Here is a 20,988-nt window from a genome sequence, read left to right as displayed (position 1 = left end):
CCCGGTACACCGGAGAAGGAGGCACGAGGGTGGGGTTCGAAGCGCGTCCGCACACGGCAACGCGTCCGGTCGCGGCACCGCGTCCGCACGCACCGGCGCACCCGGCGCCCCTGCTGAGCGCGCAGGACCTGCGCCAGGTCGCGTTCCACCGCCCGCCGCCCGGCCGGCCGGGCTACGACGAGCGGCAGGTCGACGACTTCCTCGACCGCATCGAGGCCACCCTGCTCGGCCGCGACGACGTGACCGAGCAGGACGTCCGCCGCATGCGGTTCCGCCCCGCGCAGCCGGGCTACCACGCGGTCGAGGTGGACGCGTTCCTGGAACTGGTCGCCGAGACCCTGAGATCGACCCCGCAGCGCAGACAGGCCGTGGCCCCCGCGCAGGGCGCGCACGCCACGTCCACCGCGATGCGCCCCGCCCCGCGGCTGACCCCGCAGGACGTCCGGGGCGTCCGCTTCCACAAGCCCCGGCCGGGCAACCGCGGCTACCACGAGGGCGAGATCGACGCCTTCCTGGACCGCATCGAGGCCACCCTGGCCGGCCGGGACACCCTGACCGCCATCGAGGTCCAGGACCACCAGTTCTCCTACGCCCCGCCGGGCATGATCGGCTACGACGAGGACGACGTCGACACCTTCCTCGACCTGGTGGTCGTCACCCTCGAACAGGCCCCGCCGCCGCCCGTCCGGCCCCGCCCCCAGGTCGGCGCCCGCCCCCTGACCGCGCGGGACGTGCGGACCGTCGAGTTCGGCAAGCCTCCGCGGGGCCGCCGCGGCTACCACGAGTCCCAGGTGGACAAGTTCCTCGACCGCATCGAGGCCACCCTGCTGGGCAACGACGACCTGACCGCCCGGGAGATCCGCGAGGCGAAGTTCAGCCGCCCGATGTTCGGCCGCCGCGGCTACGACGAGACCGAGGTGGACGCGTTCCTGGCGCGGGTGGAGAAGCAGTTGGGCGACGGCCCGCCCCGGCCCGCCGCGCTGCCGCCCGTCACGTCGTGGAAGCAGCTCCGGATGATCAAGATCCCGACCGCGGGCCCGACCCGGCGCGGCTACCGGACCTCGCAGGTGGACCGGGTGCTGGAGGAGGTCGGGATCGCGCTGGACGGGATGATCGGCGCGTCGTCGGCCGAGGTCGCCAAGACCCGGTTCGCGCTGGCGCTGATGAACGGCCAGGGCTACGACTGCGCGTTCGTCGACGAACTGATCCCGTTGCTGGTCGCCGAACTGCGCCGCCGAGGCCGCTGAAGAACCCGCCCGGGGACCCGTGTCCCCGGGCTTGGCCAAATAGTAAGCGCGCATATAGTATGCGGGCATGGAGAATTTCACGATCGAGCACAGCGTCGAAGGTCCGGCCACGGTGGCGGCCGTGTGGGCGTTGTGGAGCGACGTCGGCCGGTGGGCCGAGTGGGACGCGGACGTCGAGTCGGTGTCGTTGGACGGCGCGTTCGACGTCGGCGGCAAGGGGCGGATGGTGGTGGCCGGGCAGCCGCCGATCGCGTTCGAGCTGACCGAGGTGGTGCCGTTCAAGGGGTTCACCGACGAGACGGCGTTCGGCGGGGCCGTGCTGCGGTTCGAGCACCTGGTGGAGGAGGTGGCCGCCGGGGTGCGGGTGACCCACCGGGTGGTGGTCGAGGGAGGCGCCGCCGAGCGGATCGGGGCCGTCGTCGGCCGCGGGGTGCCGGGCGCGGTCGAGCGGTTGGTGGCGCTGGCATCCTCTTCCGGGTGAGCGCGCAGCCGAAGTCCCGGTGGGGTGGGCCCGGGGAGAGCCCGGGGTTCCTCTTGTGGCGGGTGACGCTCGCCTGGCAGCGGGCCATGCGGACGGCGTTGGCCCCGCACGACCTGACGCACGTGCAGTTCGTGCTGCTCGCGACCCTGTGGTGGCTGGAGGACGGCGAGGGGCGGCCCACCCAGCAGCGGCTCGCCGAGCAGGCCGGCACGGACGCGATGATGACGAGCCAGGTGGTCCGGAAGCTGGCGGAGCGCGGGCTGGTCGGGCGGGACGTGGACCCCGCCGACTCGCGGGCCCGGCGGTTGGCGACCACCGCGGCCGGGCGGGAGGTGCTGACCGGGGCGCTGGCCGACGTGGAGGCCGCCGACGCCGCGTTCTTCGCCGGGCGCGACGACCTGGTGCGCGGCCTGGTCGGCCCCGGGTCGTCTGCTAGCCCCGGGTCACCTTGAGGACCTTGTCGTCGGTCCCGTTCGACGTGGTCACGTAGAGGGCCTTGTCCGGGCCCAGTTCCGCGCCGCGCAGGCGGCCGTGGGTGCCGTCCAGCTCCGCCGGGATGGACACCGAGTGCACGCCGCCCTCGGCCGTGATCGTGAACAGGAGGACCTTCGCGCCCTTCAACGCGGTCACGGCGAGGACGCCGTCCAGGTCGCCCCACTCCGCGCCGTCGAGGAAGACGGCGTCGCAGATCGCCTCCGTGGGGCGGCCGGAGGACCAGACGGCGGGGACGGCGTCGGGGAAGCGGCCCAGGTCGGTCATGGGCACGTCCTCGTCGTACCCGTCCGCGGTGCCGCCCTTGGACGGGTCCCAGCCGTAGTTCGCGCCGGGCTTGAGGACGTTCACCTCGTCGTCCACGTCGGGGCCGTGCTCGGCGGTGAGCACCAGGCCGTCCCGGCGGACGGCGACGCCCTGGACGTTGCGGTGGCCGTAGGTGAGCACGCCGCCCTCGCCGGTCCGGAGGTCCAGCTTGAGCACCTTGCCGCCGAAGCTGCCGCGGTCCTGCGGGATGGCGGCGCGGGCGGTGTCGCCGGTGCCGACGAGCAGGGAGCCGTCCTTGTCCAGCGAGAGGCGGCAGCCCGAGTGGCGCCCGCTGGGGTTGGCGGGGAAGCCGTCGCGCAGGGGGTCCTTCACGCGGCGCGCCTCGGCGCCGTCGAGCTCGAAGGTGACCAGGCGGATGTCGTTGGCCGTGTTGAAGCACGTGGTGAAGCGTTTGGTGGTGGCGAAGTCGGGGTGGACGAGCAGGCCCATCAGCCCGCCTTCACCGCGCGCGACGACGTCCCCCAAGTCGGCCTTGACCTGCGTGGTCTTCCCGTTCTCGACCAGGACCAGCCGGCCGGGGCGTTCGGTGACCAGCATCCGGCCGTCGGGCAGGAACCCGACCTCCCACGGGTGGGTGAGGCCCTGCGCCACGACCTCGACCTTGATCCCCTTGGGCGGGTCGGTGGGCGGCGCGCTGCCACCGGGTGACTCCGCGGTCGAACACCCGGCGAGCAGCAGTGCGGCGACGACTCCGACAACCCGGCGCATGACGCCCAGCATGCCCACTTCCGTGTGAACTCGCCCTACAGCGGGTAAGGGCGTTCACGCGGCAGGCGCGCGGTGGCGGCGTCGAGGTCGCCCGACCGGACGAGGGCGTGGACCTCGTGGGCGAGCGGGGTGACGTCGGTGATGCCGACGATCCACTCGTCCACGTACCGCCGCGAGGCCCGTCCGGCGAGCCCGATCTGGATCGACCGGTGGTCCAACGGCTTGAGGTGCAGGTTCCGCTCGGGGTCCCACTGGACGCGCACGTCCGGCTTGCCCCCTCGCTCACTGGACGGCACGGCCTCCCGCACCGCCTGGTCGAACCCGTCCCGCGTGATCCGCACCGCGAGCACCCGCTCCTGGTCGGGCTTGGTGGCCCAGCCGCAGCGGTACATCATCCAGAGGAAGGACGGCTTGATCCACGTCATCCGGCCGGGTCTGAACGGCGGGACGAAGGTGCCGGCGGCGAGCGCGGCGTCCGCGATGGCGTCGTTGTACGCCTGGTAAACGGTGATGAGCCGATCGTCGTAGTCGGCCCGGACCTCTTTGTACTCCACCCTCCCAGCGTGACCGGCCGGTCAACCGGATTCCACCGCCCGCTCGCGGTGGGCGGCGGGGCGTCCACACCGACGGGTAATCGGCCAGCGGGGTGTCGGTGGGTGCCCGTAGGCTGGTGGACGAGCACCCCTCGCGGCGGCAAGGTCCCGGGCAGGGGTCTGTTCTCGTCTGCCCCCAAGGGAGCCACGCAATGCCCCAGTCCGGCCCGCTGTCCGGCCTGTTGACCGCTGTCCTGTCCGACAAGGCGCTCACCACCCTGGTCGACTCCACCGGCACGCCCGCCCTCGAACTGGAGGGCGCGCCCGCCGCGCGGCCGATGGTGGTGGCCGCCCTGAGCCGCAAGGTGCCGGTGCTCGCCGTCACCGCCACCGGGCGCGAGGCCGACGAGCTGACCCGCGTCCTGTGCGACCTCATCGGGCACGACGCCGTGGCGAACTTCCCCAGCTGGGAGACGCTGCCCCACGAACGCCTCTCGCCGCGCGCGGACACCGTCGGCACCCGGCTGCAGGTCCTGCGCCGGCTCGCGCACCCGGGGGACGCGCCGCTCAAGGTGGTCGTCGCGACCGTCCGCAGCCTCATCCAGCCGATGGCCCCCGGCCTGGGCGACCTCAAGCCCGTCGACCTGGAGGTGGGGGTCGAGCACGACTTCGAGGAGCTGCTCACCGACCTCGCCCAGCTCGCCTACACCCGCGTGGACATGGTCGAGAAGCGCGGCGAGTTCGCGGTGCGCGGCGGCATCCTCGACGTGTTCCCGCCGACCGCCGAGCACCCGCTGCGGGTCGAGTTCTGGGGCGACGAGGTCAGCGAGATCCGGCCCTTCTCGGTGGCCGACCAGCGGTCGCTGCCCGAGACCGTCACGAAGTTCACCGCACCGCCGTGCCGCGAGCTGCTGCTCACCGACCGGGTGCGGGAACGGGCCGCGGAACTGGCCGCCGAGCACCAGGCCGACGCCCAGCTCGCCGAGATGCTCGACAAGATCGCGAGCGGCATCCCGTCGGAGGGCATGGAGGCGCTGATCCCCGCCCTGTGCGAGGGCGAGCTGCAACTGCTCACCGACGTCGTCCCGGACGGCACGCACGTCCTGCTCGCCGACCCGGAGAAGATCCGCGCCCGCGCCCACGACCTCGTCCGCACCGGCCAGGAGTTCCTGGAGGCCTCCTGGATGGCGGCGGCCGGCGGCGGCAAGGCCCCGATCGACCTCGGCGCGTCGGCCTACCGGGGCCTCGCGGAGGTCGCCGACGCCGCCCGCGCCCAGGGCCGGCCGTGGTGGACGCTCAGCCAGCTCACCACCGAGGGCTCCGACGTCGTCCGCCTGGAGTTCAAGCACGTCGAGGCCTACCAGGGCGACGTGGACCGGGCGTTCACCGACCTGCGCGCGCACACCGCGTCCGGCGGCACGGCCGTCCTGGTCGTCCCGGGCGCGGGCACCGCCCAGCGCGCGGTCGAGCAGCTCGCGGACGCCGAGGTCCCGGCGCTGCTGCGCGAGACCCTCGACACCCCGCCCGGGGCCGGCTCGGTGACGGTCGTGCGCGGCGCGCTGGAGGACGGGTTCGCGCTGCCCGAACTGGCGCTGGTCGTGCTCACCGAGACCGACCTGACCGGCGGGCGCGGCGGGACCTCCACCAAGGACATGCGGCGGATGCCGTCGCGCCGCCGCAACGCCGTGGACCCGTTGGCGCTCAGGCCGGGCGACTTCGTCGTGCACGAGCAGCACGGCATCGGCAAGTACGTCGAGATGGTGCAGCGGACCGTGGCCGGCGCGACCCGCGAGTACCTGGTGCTGGAATACGCGTCCTCCAAGCGCGGCCAGCCCGGCGACCGGCTGTTCGTGCCGACCGACCAGCTCGACGAGGTGTCCCGGTACGTCGGCGGCGAGCTGCCCACGCTGAACAAGCTGGGCGGCAGCGACTGGAAGAACACCAAGGCCAAGGCGCGCAAGGCGGTCAAGCAGATCGCGGCCGAGCTGGTGCAGCTCTACGCCGCCCGCCAGGCCGCGCCCGGCCACGCGTTCGCGGCCGACTCCCCGTGGCAGCGGGAGCTGGAGGACGCGTTCCCGTTCACCGAGACCGTCGACCAGATGGCCGCGATCGACGAGGTCAAGGCCGACATGGAGCGCTCGGTCCCGATGGACCGCGTGATCTGCGGCGACGTCGGCTACGGCAAGACCGAGATCGCGGTGCGGGCGGCGTTCAAGGCGGTGCAGGACGGCAAGCAGGTCGTCGTCCTGGTGCCCACCACCCTGCTCGCCCAACAGCACCTCAACACGTTCACCGAGCGCATGCGGGCGTTCCCGGTCACGGTCAAGGGCCTGTCCCGGTTCACCGACCCCGCCGAGGCCGAGCAGACCATCGCGGGCCTGGCCGACGGCGAGGTGGACATCGTCATCGGCACGCACCGGCTGTTGCAGAAGGGCTTGCGCTACAAGGACCTCGGCCTGGTGATCGTGGACGAGGAGCAGCGCTTCGGCGTCGAGCACAAGGAGCACATCAAGGCGCTGCGCACGCACGTCGACGTGCTCACCATGTCCGCCACGCCGATCCCGCGCACCCTGGAGATGTCGCTGGCGGGCATCCGCGAGATGTCCACCATCCTCACCCCGCCCGAGGAACGGCACCCGATCCTGACCTACGTCGGCCCGTACGACGACAAGCAGGTCGGCGCGGCCATCCGGCGCGAGCTGCTGCGCGACGGCCAGGTCTTCTACGTGCACAACCGGGTGTCCTCGATCGAGAAGGCCGCCCGCCGCATCCGCGACCTGGTCCCCGAGGCCCGCGTGGTCACCGCGCACGGCCAGATGAACGAGGACAAGCTGGAGAAGATCATCCAGGGCTTCTGGGAGCGCGAGTACGACGTGCTGGTGTGCACGACGATCGTGGAGACCGGCCTGGACATCTCCAACGCCAACACGCTCATCGTCGAGCGCGGCGACATGCTCGGCCTGTCCCAGCTGCACCAGCTGCGCGGGCGCGTCGGCCGCGGGCGCGAGCGCGGGTACGCCTACTTCCTGTACCCGCCGGAGGCCCCGCTGACCGAGACCGCGCACGACCGGCTGGCGACCATCGCGCAGAACACCGAGCTGGGCGCGGGCATGGCGGTGGCCATGAAGGACCTGGAGATCCGCGGCGCCGGCAACATCCTGGGCGCGGAGCAGTCCGGGCACATCGCGGGCGTCGGCTTCGACCTGTACGTGCGGCTGGTCGGCGAGGCCGTCGAGGCGTTCCGCCGGCACGCGGGCGCCGAGGTCGACGGCGAGGAGGAGCTGGCCGAGGTCCGGGTGGACCTGCCGGTCGACGCGCACATCCCGCACGACTACGTGCCCGGCGAGCGGCTGCGCCTGGAGGCCTACCGCAAGATCGCGGCGGCGGCCGACGAGCCGTCGTTGCGGGCGGTGTGGGACGAGCTGAAGGACCGCTACGGCACCCCGCCGCTGCCGGTCGAGCGGCTGCTCGCGGTGGCCCGGTTCCGGCAGACGTGCCGCCGCCACGGCGTCACCGAGGTCGCGGTGCAGGGGTCCACGATCCGCTTCGCGCCGCTGGAGCTGAAGGACTCGCAGGTGGTGCGCCTGCGCCGGCTGTTCCCGAAGGCGGTCTACAAGCAGGTCACGGGCACGGTGAGCGTGCCTAGGCCGACCGAGGGAGCCGCCGGCGGCCGAATGGGCGCACCCCTGCTCCGCGACCAGGACTTGATCGACTGGTGCGCTCACTTTTTGGAGTCGTTGGCGGGTACACCCGTGAGCGGCGTCACGGGTTCGTGAGAAGGTAGCCGGCGTGAGGACAGTGCAGAGGCGCTTCACCCTGGTCGGCGCGGCCGTCGCACTCCTGGTGGCGGGCTGCGGCACCGGCCCGAGCCAGGTGGGCGCTGCCGCCATCGTCGGCGACTCCGTGATCCCGCTCGAACAGGTCCAGCAGCGGCTGGACGTGATCCGGAAGAAGGAGCCGGACGCCCAGAAGCTCCAAGAGCAGCACAAGTTCGACGAGGTCTCGCGCATCGCGATGAGCAACTACCTGCGGCACGAGTTGCTGACGCGCGCCGCGGACCGCGAGGGCGTCACGGTCACCGAGGACGCGGTGACGCAGGCGCTGGCCGACGCCGGCGGCCCGGACGCCGCCTCCGAGGGCACCGTCTACGACGCCACGACCATCCGCGAGCGGGTCAAGGACCAGTTGCTCGCGGTCGAGTTGGCGCGCAAGCACGTGGACCGGATGGAAGTCACGTTCGACTACTTCTACGCGAAGGACGACACCGACGCGAAGGAGAAGGCGAAGCAGGTCGAGCGCGACCCGGCCAAGATGGCCGAGTTCGTCAAGGCCGCCCCGCAGAGCCCGGAGGGCCAGCAACTGGCCGGCCGCGGCGAGAAGCTGCACTCCGCCGAGGCCCCGAAGTTCGCGGCGACCCCGCTGTTCGGCGTGGACCCCGGCACGGTCGTGGCCTTCGCACCCGAGCAGGGCAACGCGCAGTGGATCGTGGCCTACGTGACCGACTTCAAGGACGACGTCCGCCCGCGCGGCGAGGTGTCGACCGAGCAGTTGGCGCTGCGGACGCTGGAGAGCATCGGCGTGCGCCTGGCCCAGCGCCTGGCGGGCGACCCGGAGATCAAGGTCAACCCGCGCTTCGGCGTGTGGGACCCGTCGGCCATCGCGTGCGCGGCGAACGACCAGACGCTGTCCGGCTACCAGGCGGCGGTACGTTCGAAGTCGTGAGCACCGTCGTCCTGCTGGGTTCCCAGACCGTCCTGCCCGCCGCCGCGCTGCCCGCTCTGCGGGGCGCGGCGGCGGTCTTCGCCGCACCCGACCTCGACGCCGAGGTGTGGGCGGGGTTGGGGGTGACGGCGTGGGCCGAGGTCGGCGGCCCGGTCGTGTACCTGACCGGGTCGTTGGACGACCCCCGCGCCCGGGAGCTGGTCGCCGCGGGCGCCGACGTCGTGCGCGGCCCGGTGGGCACGGGCCTGGTGGACGCGGCCCTGGTCATGGACCGGCTGCGCTCGCCGGGCGGCTGCCCGTGGGACGCGGAGCAGGACCACAAGTCGCTGCGGCAGTACCTGGTCGAGGAGACCTACGAGCTGCTGGAGGCCATCGAGGACGGCGACCGCGCGGCGCTGCGCGAGGAACTGGGCGACGTGCTGCTCCAGGTCCTCTTCCACGCGCGGATCGCGGCGGAGGACGTGGACCCGTTCGGCATCGACGAGGTGGCGGGCGACCTGGTCGCCAAGCTGGTCGGCCGGCACCCGCACGTGTTCGAGGGCCACGACCCGGCGGTGCGCGACGCGCACACCCAGCAACACCGGTGGGAAGAGCTCAAGCAGGTCGAGAAGCAGCGCGAGTCCAGTGTGGACGGTGTGGCGTCCGGGCAGCCGGCGGTGGCGCTGGCGGGCAAGCTCGCGCAGCGGACGGCGCGGGCCGGGTTGCCGGTGGACCTGCTGCCGGAGGGCGACGACACCGGCAGCACGCTGTTCGCGGTGGCGGCGCTGGCCAAGCTCGCGGGCGAGGACCCCGAGACCGAGCTGCGCGCGGTGGCCCGCCGGTTCGAGGCGAAGGTGCGGGCGGCGGAGCAGTCGGCCCGCGCGGCCGGCATCGAGAAGCTGACCGCCGCCGACTGGCGCGCCCACTGGCCGGCCTGACGGTTGCGTGGTCTCCAGCTCGCGCCGGGAGTTCTCAAGATCGGAAGCGCCCTTCCCGGCGCTGCGCGCCCGGGGTGGCGGGTGTGGACCGGTTCAGGCGAACATGATCGCGGTTGTCATGGGGGCGCGCTAACGTCGATCGGGTGAGCGAACAGGCCTACCTCCGCCATCCCCACCTGCACGGCGACCTCGTCACGTTCGTGGCCGAGGACGACGTCTGGCTGGCTCCGCTCGACGGTGGTCGGGCGTTCCGGGTCACCGCCGACCAGGTGCCCGTGAGCAACCCCCGGTTCGACCCGACCGGCACGCGCCTCGCGTGGGCCAGTCGGCGCGACGGCGCGCCCGAGGTGCACCTCGCCCTGGTCACCGGCGGTGAGGCCAGGCGGCTCACGCACTGGGGGTCCTGGACCACCGGGGTGCGCGGGTGGACGCCGCGGGGGGACGTGGTGGCGGTCAGCTCCACCGGGGAGGCCACCTCGGTCCGCAAGTGGGCCTACGCGGTGCCGGTGGACGGCGGGCCGCCCGAGCGGTTGCCCTACGGCTGGGTCGGGGACGTCGCGCACGGGCCCGACGGCGCGGTGGCGATCACGTCCAACTACGGCCACGACCCCGCCTGGTGGAAGCGGTACCGGGGCGGGTCGGCCGGGAAGCTGTGGGTGGACCTCAAGGGGGACGGCGAGTTCACCCGCATCCTCGGCGAGCTGACCTCGACCCTGAGCGCGCCGATGTGGGTGGGCGAGCGGCTGGCGTTCCTGTCCGACCACGACGGGGTCGGCAGCGTGTACTCCTGCCTGCCCGACGGCTCGGACCTGCGCCGGCACACCGAGCAGGAGTTCTACGCGCGGGCCGCGACGACCGACGGGCGGCGGGTCGTCTACCAGAGCGCGGGCGACCTGTGGGTGCTCGACTCGCTGGACGCCGAGCCGCGCAGGGTGGAGATCCTGCTGGGCGGGCCGCGCACGGCCACCCGGCCCCGGCACATCACGCCCCGGCCGGACGACGTGCACCCGGACAGGACCGGTCGGGCCGGCGTGGTCGAGGTGCGCGGGACCGTGCACTGGGTGACCCACCGGGACGGGCCGGTGCGGGCGCTGGCCGAGCAGCCCGGCACGCGCAACCGGTTGCCCCGGGTCGTGGGGGACACCGTCGTCTGGGTGACCGACGCCGACGGCGAGGAAGGGCTGGAGTTCGCGCCGGTCGGCGGCGTCGAACCGGGCAACTCGCCGCGCCGGGTCGCGGTCGGGCGGCTCGGGCGGGTGCTGGAGCTGGCGGTCGCGCCGGACGGGCGCAAGGTCGCCGTGGCCACGCACGACGGGCGGCTGCTGCTGGTGGAGGTGGAGTCGGGCGAGGTGCGCGAGGTCCTCAAGGACGCCAACCCGAACGTCAGCGACCTGGCGTTCTCGCCCGACTCGAACTGGCTGGCCTGGTCGCACCCCGGTCCGCGCCCGCTGCACCACATCCGGATGACCAACACCACCGACCTGTCCGTGGTGGACGTGACCCCGCTGCGGTTCGCCGACTTCTCGCCCGCGTTCACCGAGGACGGCCGCTACCTGGCGTTCCTGTCCATCCGCAGCTTCGACCCGGTGTACGACGCGCACGTGTTCGACCTGTCCTTCCCCACCGGCTGCCGCCCCTACCTGCTGCCGCTGGCGGCCACGACGCCCTCGCCGTTCGACCCGCTGCGGCTGGGCCGGCCGGTCGGCGACGACGACAAGGACGACAAGGACAAGGACCACAAGGACGAGAACCCGATCACCGTCGTGGACCTGGACGGCCTCGCCGACCGGGTGGTGCCGCTGCCGGTCGCGGCGGCCGGGTACTCGTCGCTGACCGCCGCCAAGGGCGGGCTGCTGTGGCTGCGCCGGCCGCTGCGCGGCGTGTTGGGCGACAACCTGCCCACGCCGGCCAGCCGGCCGCCGCGGAAGGTGCTGGAGCGGTTCGACCTGACCAAGGCGCGGGCCGACGTGCTGGTGGACGGCCTGGACTCCTACGCGGTCAGCGGCGACGGGCAGCGGCTGGTCGTCTCCGACGGCGGTGACCTGCGGGTCGTGCCGTCGGACCGGAAGGTGGACTCCGACGACCAGGACTCGGTGGACGTGGACCTGTCCCGCGTCCGGGTCGTGCTGGACCGGGCCGCCGAGTGGCGCCAGGCCTACGCCGAGGCGGGCCGGCTGATGCGCGACCACTTCTGGCGCACCGACATGGGCGGCGTGGACTGGCAGGGCGTGCTGGACCGCTACCGCCCGCTGGTGGACCGGCTGGGCAGCTACTCCGACCTGGTGGACCTGCTGTGGGAGGTGCAGGGCGAGCTGGGCACCTCGCACGCCTACGTCATCCCCTCGGGCGGGTCGAGCGGGCGGCCGGTGGGGCTGCTCGGGGCGGACCTGGAGCGCGACGAGTCCGGCGCGTGGCGGGTGGTCCGGGTGATCCCGGGCGAGACCTCCGACCCGGCGGCCCGGTCGCCGCTGGCCGCGCCCGGCGTGGCGGTGCGGCCGGGGGACGCGATCGTGGCCGTGGACGGCCGGCAGGTCGATCCGCTGACCGGTCCCGCGCCGCTGCTGGTCGGCACGGCGGGCAAGCCGGTGGAGCTGACCGTGCGGCCAGGTGGCGGCGGCGAGCCGCGCCGGGTGGTCGTGGTGCCGCTGGAGGACGACGAGCCGCTGCGCTACCACGCGTGGGTCGCCGACCGGCGGGCGCGCACGCACGAGCTGTCCGACGGGCGGGTCGGGTACCTGCACGTGCCGGACATGATGGGCGCGGGCTGGGCGCAGCTGCACCGCGACCTGCGGGTCGAGCTGATGCGCGAGGCCGTCGTGCTCGACGTGCGGGAGAACGGCGGCGGCCACACCTCGCAGCTGGTCGTGGAGAAGCTCGCCCGCAAGGTCATCGGCTGGTCGGTGGCGCGCGGCTACACCTCGGCGGACAGCTACCCGGCGGACGCGCCGCGCGGGCCGGTGGTGGCCATCGCGGACGAGTTCGCGGGGTCCGACGGCGACATCGTCAACGTCGCGATCAAGCAGCTGGGCATCGGCCCGGTGGTCGGCACCCGCACGTGGGGCGGGGTGATCGGCATCGACATGCGCTACGACCTGGTGGACGGGACCGTGGTGACCCAGCCCCGGTACGCGAGCTGGTTCGAGGGCGCGGGGTGGGGCGTGGAGAACCACGGCGTGGACCCGGACGTCGAGGTGGTGATCACGCCGCAGGACCGGGTGGCCGGGCGCGACCCGCAACTGGACACGGCGGTCCGGTTGGCGCTGGAGGCCCTGGCGACGCGGCCGGCGGCCGTTCCGCCGCAGCTCCCACCCCTCACCTGATCGAGTCCACCCGACCGTGTGGTGCGGCGGTGGTTGCGACCGGTGCCCCCGAACCGATCAATGAGTAGCACGCAAGATCGGGGTCGGGGGTTCGGGTTTCGTGAGTCATCGTGAGTTGCCGCGCAGCGGTCGCGGGTGCGTCTCGGCGGTCGTCCTGGTGCCGCTGGCGGCGCTGGGCGGCGTCCTGGCGCTGGTGTTGACGTTCGGGGTGGAATCGGAGGACCCGGTCGAGCAGGGTCGGCGCACGGACGCGCCGGCCCGGCCGACGCTGGTCAGCCTCCGCACCACCGCGCCCGGCGTGGACGACCCGGCGGCGTTGATCGGGGAGCCGCCGGAGCGCCGGACGGCGGCGCGCAGCCAGGCGGCCACACCGGGGGCGTCGCCGCCGGCCGGCCAGGTGCCGCCGGGACCGGGTGTTCCGGAGGCGCCGGGCGTGCCCGACCTGCCGGGGCTGCCGGACGTGCCGTTCCCGACGCTGCCGTCCGCGTCGTCGTCGGTGGTGGTGGTCCCGACGACGAGCGCCCAGGCGACGTCGTCGGCCACGACCCCGCCGCCCACGTCGGCCCCGCCGACGGCCCAACCCCCGGCGACGAGCACGCCGCCGACGCTGCAGCCGACCACGTCGTCGGCCACCGCGACCACGCCGCAGGTCACCACCGTGACCCCGACGACGACGGCCTGACCTGGGGTTTCACCCTTCCGTGTCGGGTCGGCGGCGGAAACACGTAGCCTGGGGTGCGTGGTCGTCCCGCCGCCCGAGAAAACGACACCGCGCGCCACGGCGCGCGGTCGCGCAGGCAACCTGCTCGGCCGGCTGGCGCTGGTCGTCCTGCTCCTGGTGTTCGTGGCGGGCGGGGCCTGGGCCCTGAGCGTCTTCAACCGGCCGAAGGTCCACGACCTGGCCGACCCGCCGTTCCCGGTCCCGTTCCAGGAGGTGGAGCCGGGGTCGGCCGCGCCCGGCGTGGCCGGCGGGGTGCCGCCCCAGGCCGCGCCGTCCCAGCAGCAGACCGCGTCGGCGGAGCCGCTGACCGCGTGGGCCGTGGCGGTGTCGGAGAAGACCGACATCCCGGCGCGGGCGCTGCGCGCGTACGCGGTGGCGGACCTGATCATGCAGTCCGCGCAGCCGGCGTGCCGGGTGTCGTGGGCGACGCTGGCGGGCATCGGCCGCGTGGAGTCCATCCACGGCACCATCCACGGCGCCCGCCTGGGCGAGGACGGGCGGCCGTCGAAGCCGATCATCGGCATCCCGCTGGACGGCCGGCCGGGCGTGAAGGCGATCAACGACAGCGACGGCGGCACCCTGGACGGCGACACCACGTGGGACCGCGCCGTGGGCCCGATGCAGTTCATCCCGACCACGTGGGCGAAGTACGCGGTCCGGGCGAACGGCGACGGCAACCCGCCGGACCCGCAGAACATCGACGACGCGGCCCTGGCGGCGGCGCGGTACCTGTGCTCGGGCGGCCGTGACCTGGCCACCGGGCAGGGCTGGTGGGCGGCGGTGCTCGCCTACAACCAGTCCGTGGAGTACGGGCAGAAGGTCTTCAGCGGCGCCGACGCCTACGCCCGCGCCAGCCTGGGCTGAAGGTGTGGGACCGCGCCGCCTGCTGTGTTGGATTGCGCCGCCTGCTGTGTTGGATGGCGCCGCCTTCGGCGTCGCGGCGAGGCCGCTTGGGGGTCGGCTCATCGCGTCGTCTTCCGCTCCGATCGGAAAGCGTGATCGGAGCGGAAGGCGGCGCGACAAGCCGACGCGGCCTCGCGGGGTCAGCGGTCGCGTTCGACGGCCAGGCGGGCGCTGACCTCGCCGAGCGCTTCCTGGTACTCCGGGGTCGGGTTCATGGCCGCCGCCATCCGCAGTTGCGCCAGCGCCTCCGGCAGGCGGCTCTGCCGTTGCAGGGTCCGGCCGAGGGCGAAGCGCGCGTAGTAGTCGCTCGGGTCCAGTTCCAGGACCTTGCGGAAGGCTTCCTCGGCCCGCTTCAACTGGGCCGACCCCAGGTACGCCCGCCCGGCCAGGAGCTGCACGCTCGGCTGGTCCGGGGCGGCTTCGAGCACGACGGCCAGCTCGCGCAGCGCCTCCAGCGGGCGGCGGTCCGCGAGCAGCGCCTCGGCTCGGCGGAACGCCTCGAAGGTGCTGTCGGTCATGGTTCGATCAACGCTACCCGCGCTTGCGCCGGTTCTCGACAGCCGACCGGATGACAGGACCTCTGCTACGCCCCGCCCAGCCGCGCCAGGACCGGGTCGAGCGACCCCGGCTGCTCCACGTGGGCGTTGTGACCCACCCCGGCCAGCACCATTCCACCCGGCAGGGCCGCGTGGAGGTCCGCGGCCGGGCACATGTGGTCGTGCTCGCCGGCGGCCAGGGTGACCGGGGCCTTCGCCGCCCCGAGCAAGCCCTCGACGTCCGGCGCGCCCACGCCGAAGGCCGCCAGGTCGAGCACCGGCCGCCAGCCCGGACCGTCGGGGACCACCCCGTGTTCGAGCGGCACGCCGGCGAGCTTGGCCGCCCGCTCGACCGCCTCGGCCCGGGTGTCGAAGACCTTCGGCGGACGTGCGGCGAGACCGGCGGCGCGCTCCAACTCCTCCCCGGTCCAGCGCAGCTTGACGCCCACGCCGGCCACGGCCGAGACCTCTACGCCGAACCACCCGCTGGCCAGGGTCAGCGCCACCACGCCGCCCAGCGAGTGCCCGAGCACCGCGACCGGCCCCGCGGGCACCACGGCCGCGACGGCCGCCGCGAACGAGCCGAACGAGTACCGGTCCAGCGGCGCGGACCGGCCGTGGCCGGGCAGGTCGGGCGCCAGCCACGACCCGGGCCACCGGTCGACCACCCCGCGCCACACCTCGCCGGTCGCGCCCAACCCGTGCAGGAGGACCAGCAGTGGTCCGGAACCGCCGCGCTCCACGTGGATCACGCCAGAATCCTCGCATGGCCAGTGACGTCGAGGTGATCGTCGACCCGGACACCTACACGCGCGGAGTGCCGCACGAGAGCCTCGCCAGGCTGCGGGCGCGGGACGTCGTCCGCGCCGACGACGCCGTGCACGTCTTCCGGCACGCCGACGTGCGCGCGGTGCTCAAGAACCCCGGCGTGTTCTCGTCCTGGCGCGGCGGCACCCAGATCCGCGACCCCGCGACGCCCGAGGACCTCGCCTACGTGCGCCGGATGATGCTGAACACCGACCCGCCCGACCACACGCGCCTGCGCGGCCTGCTCACCAAGGCCTTCACGCCCCGCGCGGTGGCCAACCTGGAGGCCAAGGTCGAGCGGTGGGCGCAGGACCTGGTCGCGCCGCTCGCCGGCGCGGGCGTCCACGACTTCACCAAGGCCATGGCGGACCTGCCGCTGCTCACCCTCGCCGAGGTGTTCGGGGTCCCCCACCAGGACCGCGCGCTGATGTTCGACTGGAGCAACCGGGTCATCGGCTACCAGGACGACGACTACGCCCACAGCAACAGCGACACCACCGGCATGACCGACATGGCGCTCAAAGCCCTCGAACTGCGCCCCGACCCGCAACCCGACCCGCGTTCGCGCGGCGGCATGCCGGACCTCCTCGCCTACGCGCACGCCCTGGGCGAGCTGAAGCGCCGCGAGCCCGGCGACGACGTGATGAGCAACCTCATGCGGCACGACGTGGCCGTGGAGGAGTTCGAGACGCTGTTCTGGCTGTTCTCCGTCGCGGGCAACGAGACGCTCCGCAACGGCATCCCCGGCGGCATGATCGCCCTGATGTCCCACCCCGACCAGTACGAGCTGCTCCGGCGCGACCCGGCGCTGCTGCCGAACGCCGTCGAGGAGGTGTTGCGCTGGTGGACGCCGGTCATGCACTTCCGGCGCACCGCGACCCGGGACACCGAGCTGTCCGGCGTCCCGGTGCGCGAGGGGGACCGGGTCGTCGTCTGGTTCTCCTCCGCCAACCGGGACGAGCGGGTCTTCACAGAACCCCACCGGTTCGCTGTGCGGCGTCGTGACATCGACCACTTGTCGTTCGGCCACGGCCCCCACTTCTGCCTCGGCGCGCACCTCGCGCGGGTGCAGCTACGTGCGTTTTTCGGCGCCGTGCTGCGCCTGCCGGGCGTGCTGGCGCCCGCCGGCGAGCCCCAGCGGCTGCGCTCGAACTTCCAGAACGGGGTCAAACGCCTACCCGTGGGTCACCAACTAGGCTCCTCATCGGTAAAGACATGGTCTGACTAGGGAGCGCACGTGGCGGTCATCGAGCAGGTCGGCGCCCGCGAGATCCTGGACTCGCGAGGCAACCCCACCGTCGAGGTAGAGGTGGCGCTGGACGACGGCACGCTGGAGCGCGCCGCGGTGCCGTCGGGCGCGTCGACCGGTGAGCACGAGGCGGTCGAGCTGCGGGACGGCGACAGCAAGCGGTACCTGGGCAAGGGCGTCGAGAAGGCGGTCACCGCGGTCCTCGACGAGATCGGCCCCGAGCTGGTCGGCATCGAGGCCGTCGAGCAGCGCGTCGTGGACCAGAAGCTGGTCGACCTGGACGGCACGCCGGACAAGTCCCGCCTGGGCGCGAACGCCATCCTCGGCGTGTCGCTCGCGGTGGCGAAGGCGGCGGCGGCGTCCAGCGGCCTGGAGCTGTTCCGCTACGTGGGCGGCCCGAACGCGCACGTCCTGCCGGTGCCGATGCTGAACATCCTCAACGGTGGCGCGCACGCCGACACCGACGTGGACATCCAGGAGTTCATGATCGCCCCGATCGGCGCGGACTCCTTCCGCGAGGCGCTGCGCTGGGGCACCGAGGTCTACCACGCGCTCAAGTCCGTGCTGAAGAGCAAGGGCCTGGGCACCGGCCTGGGCGACGAGGGCGGCTTCGCGCCGAACCTGTCCAGCAACCGCGACGCGCTGGACCTGATCCTCCAGGCGATCGAGAAGGCCGGCTACACCCCGGGCCGCGACATCGCGCTGGCCCTGGACGTGGCCGCCACCGAGTTCTTCGCCGACGGCGCGTACACGTTCGAGAAGAGCAAGCGCAGCGCCGAGCAGATGACCGGCTACTACACCGAGCTGGTCAACTCCTACCCGCTGGTGTCCATCGAGGACCCGCTGTCCGAGGACGACTGGGACGGCTGGATCCAGATGACCGCCGAGCTGGGCGAGAAGGTGCAGCTGGTGGGCGACGACCTGTTCGTCACCAACCCGGAGCGCCTGGAGGAGGGCATCTCCCGCCGCGCCGCGAACGCGCTGCTGGTGAAGGTCAACCAGATCGGCACGCTGTCGGAGACCCTCGACGCGGTGTCGCTGGCCACCTCCTACGGCTACAAGTCGATGATGTCCCACCGGTCCGGCGAGACCGAGGACACCACCATCGCGGACCTCGCGGTGGCGACCGGCGTGGGCCAGATCAAGACCGGCGCGCCCGCCCGCGGCGAGCGGACGGCCAAGTACAACCAGCTCCTGCGGATCGAGGAGGCCCTGGGCGACGCCGCGCGCTACGCCGGCGACCTGGCCTTCCCGCGGTACACGCCGGAGAGCTGATGGCGGACGGGGACCGGGGTTCCCGACGCGGCCGAGGCGCCGCGCCGGGGTCCCGGCCTGACCGGACGACCCGGGGCCGCACCACCCGCGCGTCGGGCGGGACCGGCCGCGGCACCGGCTCGGGCTCGGGCGACCCGGGGAAGAGCGGCACGGCGGGCGGCCGGGCCGGCGCGGTCGGGTCCGGCGGCCGGAACGCGGGCTCGCGCTGGGCCGGCGGGCGCGGCGACGCCGGCGAGGGCGGTCGGCGGCCGAGCAAGGCGGCCCAGGCCCGCGCCGCCGCACAGGCCGCGCGGGCCGCCGCGCGGGCCGCGCGCCCGCAGTCCAAGGCGCGCACCCGCGAGGGCACCGGCGGCGCGTTCGGCATGACCGGCACCCGGCGGGCGGCGCTGCTGGCGATGGTCGTGTGCGCGCTCGCGCTGAGCATCGCGGTGCCCCTGCGGACCTACCTCGCCCAGCGCGAGGAGCTGCGCGAGGTCACCGCGTCGCAGGAGACCCTGCGCGCCGAGGTGGACCGGCTGGAGCAGCGCAAGCACGAGCTGGCCGACCCGGCCCACCTGGAGGCCGAGGCGCGGCGGCGGTTGCACTACGTGCGGCCGGGGGAGACGCCCTACGTGGTGCAGCTGCCCGGCGACGCGGAGCGGAAACTGGAAGAGGAGCGCCCGAAGACGGCGCCGGCGGCGGACAAGGCCTGGTACGAGCAGTTGTGGGATTCGGTGGCGGCACGATGACGGTGAGCGACGAGGACAAGGCGATCGTCGCCGAACAACTGGGGCGCACCCCGCGCGGCATGCGCGCCGTGGCGGCGCGGTGCCCCAGCGGGCACCCGGCGGTCGTGCAGACCAGCCCGCGGCTGCCCGACGGCACGCCGTTCCCGACCCTGTACTACCTGACCTGCCCGCGGCTGAACTCCCTCGTCAGCCGGCTGGAGAGCGCCGGCGTGATGAAGGAGATGACCGACCGGCTGGCGACGGATGAACAGTTGGCGCGGCACTACCAGCGCGCCCACGAGCTGTACTTGGCTGAGCGGGACGCGATCGAACCGCTGGGCACGACGGTCACCGCGGGCGGCATGCCGGGCCGGGTGAAGTGCCTCCACGTGCACGTGGCGCACGCGCTGGCCGCCGGGCCCGGGGTGAACCCCTTCGGCGACGAGGCCCTCGCGCTGCTCGCCGACGAGTGGCCGGGCGGGAATTGCGCGTCAAAGGTGAAAAACTGACCGTAGGGGCAGTTCTCCGGACAGAGAACGGACCCGGGACCGTGACACGGCCGTTTGGATCAGGCACGCTGGTCCCGGGGCCGAAGCGGGAACCGCCGAGGAGTTGGAGTTCGTGGCTGTGCCGAAGCGACGACGGGGACGCAAGCGCCGAGCACTACGTCAGGCCACGCTGACGCCCCGCCAATGGGGTCTGGCGGCGACGGCGACGTGCGCGATGCTCGTGCCCGTGCTGGTGCACAGCACCGCGGGCATCGACTGGGTCAACATCTCCGGCAGCTCGGACATCGAGGCCGTGCCACCGGGCGCGGGTGACGTGCTGGGCAGCCTGAGCGAGTCGGGCGCGCTCGGCGTCAACGGCCGGCTGCCCGAGGCGGACGAGCTCAGCGCCGCGCTGCTGGCCGAGGCCGCCGACCCGTCGGACTTCGGCGACGACCTCAGCCCGTTCGAGGGGCTCGACGGCGAGACCGTCGCGGGTCAACTCGGCATCCCCGGCGTCATGCTCGACGCGTACATGAAGGCCGCGACCAAGCTGTCCGCCACGACGCCCGGCTGCAACCTGCACTGGTCGCTGCTCGCGGGCATCGGGCGCATCGAGTCCGGCCACGCCCGCGGCGGGCGCGTGGACGCCGCCGGCAACACCGTCCACCCGATCCTGGGGCCCGTGCTCAACGGCGGTCCCGGCATGGCGGCCATCCGCGACACCGACGGCGGCCGGTACGACCAGGACACCACGTGGGACCGCGCGGTGGGCCCGATGCAGTTCATCCCGTCCACGTGGGCCGGGTACGCCGCCGACGGCAACGGCGACGGCGAGACCAACCCGAACAACGTCTTCGACGCCACCGTCGGCGCGGGCAACTACCTGTGCGCGGGCGGCGCGAACCTGGCCGACCCGCAGCAGCGGGCGCGCGCGGTGTTCCGCTACAACCACTCCGAGGAGTACGTGCGGACGGTCCTGTACTGGGCCGACGCCTACGCCGACGGCGTGACGCCGCTCCCGGGGTTGACCGGGTCGGACGACGACTACCTGACCAGCCCGGGGAACCCGCAGCCGGGCAGCCCGGGGCAGCCCGGCCGGCCGGGTCAGCCGGGGCAGCCCGGTGACCCGGGGACCACGAACCCGCCGTCGTCGTCGACCAGCCCGACGACGACCACCACGCCGGGGACGTCGCCGACGACGATCACGCTCGTGCCGACCGCCCCGTCGTGCCCGACCACCACGCCGCCGTCGACCACGCCCACCACGACGCCGACCACGACCACCCCGCCCGCGCCGGGCTGCACGACGACCACCACGCCGTCGACCACGACGCCGACGACCACCTCGGACTCCTCGGCGCCGCAGTCCAGCTCGCAGCAGGCCACGTCCGAGCCGACGTCGCCGCAGTCCAGCTCGTCGGTGGAGCAGACCACGCCCGCGGAGACGTCCAGCTCGGTCCGCTCGGAGGACTCGACGCCGCCCTCGGTGACGTCGACCATGCAGCCCACGTGAGCCGGGACGGGAGCGGGCGCGTAGGTTCCTCCCCCGAGTCGT

The 20,988-nt window shown here is 73.6% G+C and carries 18 protein-coding genes; 14 read left to right on the top strand and 4 right to left on the bottom strand.

The annotated features are described in order from the left end of the window. Window positions 1-29 precede the first annotated feature (29 nt). The 3 genes from AB0A74_RS03545 (at window position 30) to AB0A74_RS03535 (ending at window position 2,180) form a co-directional block, all read left to right on the top strand. Window positions 30-1,247, top strand: coding sequence for a DivIVA domain-containing protein (locus AB0A74_RS03545; RefSeq protein ID WP_358247308.1), 1,218 nt, complete (start codon window positions 30-32; stop codon window positions 1,245-1,247). 67 nt (window positions 1,248-1,314) lie between these two features. After that, window positions 1,315-1,728 carry an SRPBCC family protein gene (locus tag AB0A74_RS03540; RefSeq protein ID WP_358247307.1) on the top strand — a complete coding sequence of 138 codons (414 nt, stop codon included), beginning with the start codon at window positions 1,315-1,317 and terminating at the stop codon, window positions 1,726-1,728. Further along, the gene (locus AB0A74_RS03535; RefSeq protein WP_358247306.1) at window positions 1,725-2,180 is read left to right on the top strand and encodes a MarR family winged helix-turn-helix transcriptional regulator; all 456 of its coding nucleotides are present in this window, start codon (window positions 1,725-1,727) and stop codon (window positions 2,178-2,180) included. The genes AB0A74_RS03540 and AB0A74_RS03535 overlap by 4 nt, the downstream gene beginning before the upstream one ends. Here the strand turns inward: AB0A74_RS03535 and AB0A74_RS03530 are convergent. Next, on the bottom strand, window positions 2,161-3,255 hold the full coding sequence (locus AB0A74_RS03530; protein WP_358247305.1) for a PQQ-dependent sugar dehydrogenase: 1,095 nt from the start codon (window positions 3,253-3,255) through the stop codon (window positions 2,161-2,163). The two genes, AB0A74_RS03535 and AB0A74_RS03530, sit on opposite strands and share 20 nt — an antisense overlap. Before the next feature lie 35 nt (window positions 3,256-3,290). Then, window positions 3,291-3,809 (bottom strand): DUF4291 domain-containing protein, encoded by a 519-nt coding sequence (locus tag AB0A74_RS03525; protein ID WP_358247304.1) that lies wholly within the window; start codon window positions 3,807-3,809, stop codon window positions 3,291-3,293. A 191-nt stretch (window positions 3,810-4,000) separates the two neighbouring features. Between AB0A74_RS03525 and mfd the strand changes: the two genes are divergently transcribed. The 6 genes from mfd to AB0A74_RS03495 all read left to right on the top strand — a co-directional run bounded on the left by mfd (window position 4,001) and on the right by AB0A74_RS03495 (window position 14,332). Then, window positions 4,001-7,564, top strand: a complete 3,564-nt coding sequence (gene mfd, locus AB0A74_RS03520) for a transcription-repair coupling factor (protein WP_358247303.1) — start codon at window positions 4,001-4,003, stop codon at window positions 7,562-7,564. A 13-nt stretch (window positions 7,565-7,577) separates the two neighbouring features. Next, entirely contained in the window at window positions 7,578-8,510 is a 933-nt protein-coding gene (locus tag AB0A74_RS03515) for a SurA N-terminal domain-containing protein (protein WP_358247302.1), read from the top strand. Next, window positions 8,507-9,427: a MazG family protein gene (locus AB0A74_RS03510; protein WP_358247301.1), complete on the top strand. Its 921-nt coding sequence runs from the start codon at window positions 8,507-8,509 to the stop codon at window positions 9,425-9,427. The genes AB0A74_RS03515 and AB0A74_RS03510 overlap by 4 nt, the downstream gene beginning before the upstream one ends. Window positions 9,428-9,570: 143 nt before the next feature. Beyond that, window positions 9,571-12,747, top strand: a complete 3,177-nt coding sequence (locus tag AB0A74_RS03505; protein ID WP_358247300.1) for a PDZ domain-containing protein — start codon at window positions 9,571-9,573, stop codon at window positions 12,745-12,747. Window positions 12,748-12,847: 100 nt separating this feature from the next. After that, the gene (locus tag AB0A74_RS03500; RefSeq protein ID WP_358247299.1) at window positions 12,848-13,429 is read left to right on the top strand and encodes a hypothetical protein; all 582 of its coding nucleotides are present in this window, start codon (window positions 12,848-12,850) and stop codon (window positions 13,427-13,429) included. Window positions 13,430-13,486: 57 nt separating this feature from the next. After that, complete coding sequence (locus AB0A74_RS03495) at window positions 13,487-14,332, top strand: lytic murein transglycosylase (protein ID WP_358247298.1); 846 nt, start codon at window positions 13,487-13,489, stop codon at window positions 14,330-14,332. Window positions 14,333-14,511: 179 nt separating this feature from the next. Here AB0A74_RS03495 and AB0A74_RS03490 read toward each other — a convergent pair whose 3' ends face one another. Both AB0A74_RS03490 and AB0A74_RS03485 read right to left on the bottom strand, forming a co-directional pair. Continuing rightward, complete coding sequence (locus AB0A74_RS03490; RefSeq protein WP_358247297.1) at window positions 14,512-14,889, bottom strand: tetratricopeptide repeat protein; 378 nt, start codon at window positions 14,887-14,889, stop codon at window positions 14,512-14,514. A gap of 65 nt (window positions 14,890-14,954) precedes the next feature. After that, window positions 14,955-15,659 (bottom strand): alpha/beta hydrolase, encoded by a 705-nt coding sequence (locus AB0A74_RS03485; protein WP_358247296.1) that lies wholly within the window; start codon window positions 15,657-15,659, stop codon window positions 14,955-14,957. A 14-nt stretch (window positions 15,660-15,673) separates the two neighbouring features. On the opposite strand from AB0A74_RS03485, the gene AB0A74_RS03480 reads away from it, so the two are divergent. From AB0A74_RS03480 to AB0A74_RS03460, 5 genes are all read left to right on the top strand, one after another. Beyond that, window positions 15,674-16,942 (top strand): cytochrome P450, encoded by a 1,269-nt coding sequence (locus AB0A74_RS03480; protein ID WP_358247295.1) that lies wholly within the window; start codon window positions 15,674-15,676, stop codon window positions 16,940-16,942. A gap of 9 nt (window positions 16,943-16,951) precedes the next feature. Beyond that, window positions 16,952-18,238, top strand: coding sequence for a phosphopyruvate hydratase (gene eno / locus AB0A74_RS03475; RefSeq protein ID WP_343932619.1), 1,287 nt, complete (start codon window positions 16,952-16,954; stop codon window positions 18,236-18,238). Further along, window positions 18,238-18,966 carry a septum formation initiator family protein gene (locus AB0A74_RS03470; protein ID WP_358247294.1) on the top strand — a complete coding sequence of 243 codons (729 nt, stop codon included), beginning with the start codon at window positions 18,238-18,240 and terminating at the stop codon, window positions 18,964-18,966. Before eno ends, AB0A74_RS03470 begins: the two co-directional genes overlap by 1 nt. After that, window positions 18,963-19,454: a DUF501 domain-containing protein gene (locus AB0A74_RS03465; RefSeq protein ID WP_358247293.1), complete on the top strand. Its 492-nt coding sequence runs from the start codon at window positions 18,963-18,965 to the stop codon at window positions 19,452-19,454. Before AB0A74_RS03470 ends, AB0A74_RS03465 begins: the two co-directional genes overlap by 4 nt. Window positions 19,455-19,566: 112 nt before the next feature. After that, the gene (locus tag AB0A74_RS03460; protein WP_358247292.1) at window positions 19,567-20,946 is read left to right on the top strand and encodes a lytic murein transglycosylase; all 1,380 of its coding nucleotides are present in this window, start codon (window positions 19,567-19,569) and stop codon (window positions 20,944-20,946) included. The last annotated feature ends 42 nt before the right edge of the window (window positions 20,947-20,988 follow it).

The organism is Saccharothrix sp. NPDC042600, assembly GCF_040647305.1.
In the GTDB taxonomy this organism is placed as follows: Bacteria; Actinomycetota; Actinomycetes; order Mycobacteriales; family Pseudonocardiaceae; genus Actinosynnema; species Actinosynnema mutabilis.
This window is presented reverse-complemented; position numbering and strand designations above follow the sequence as displayed.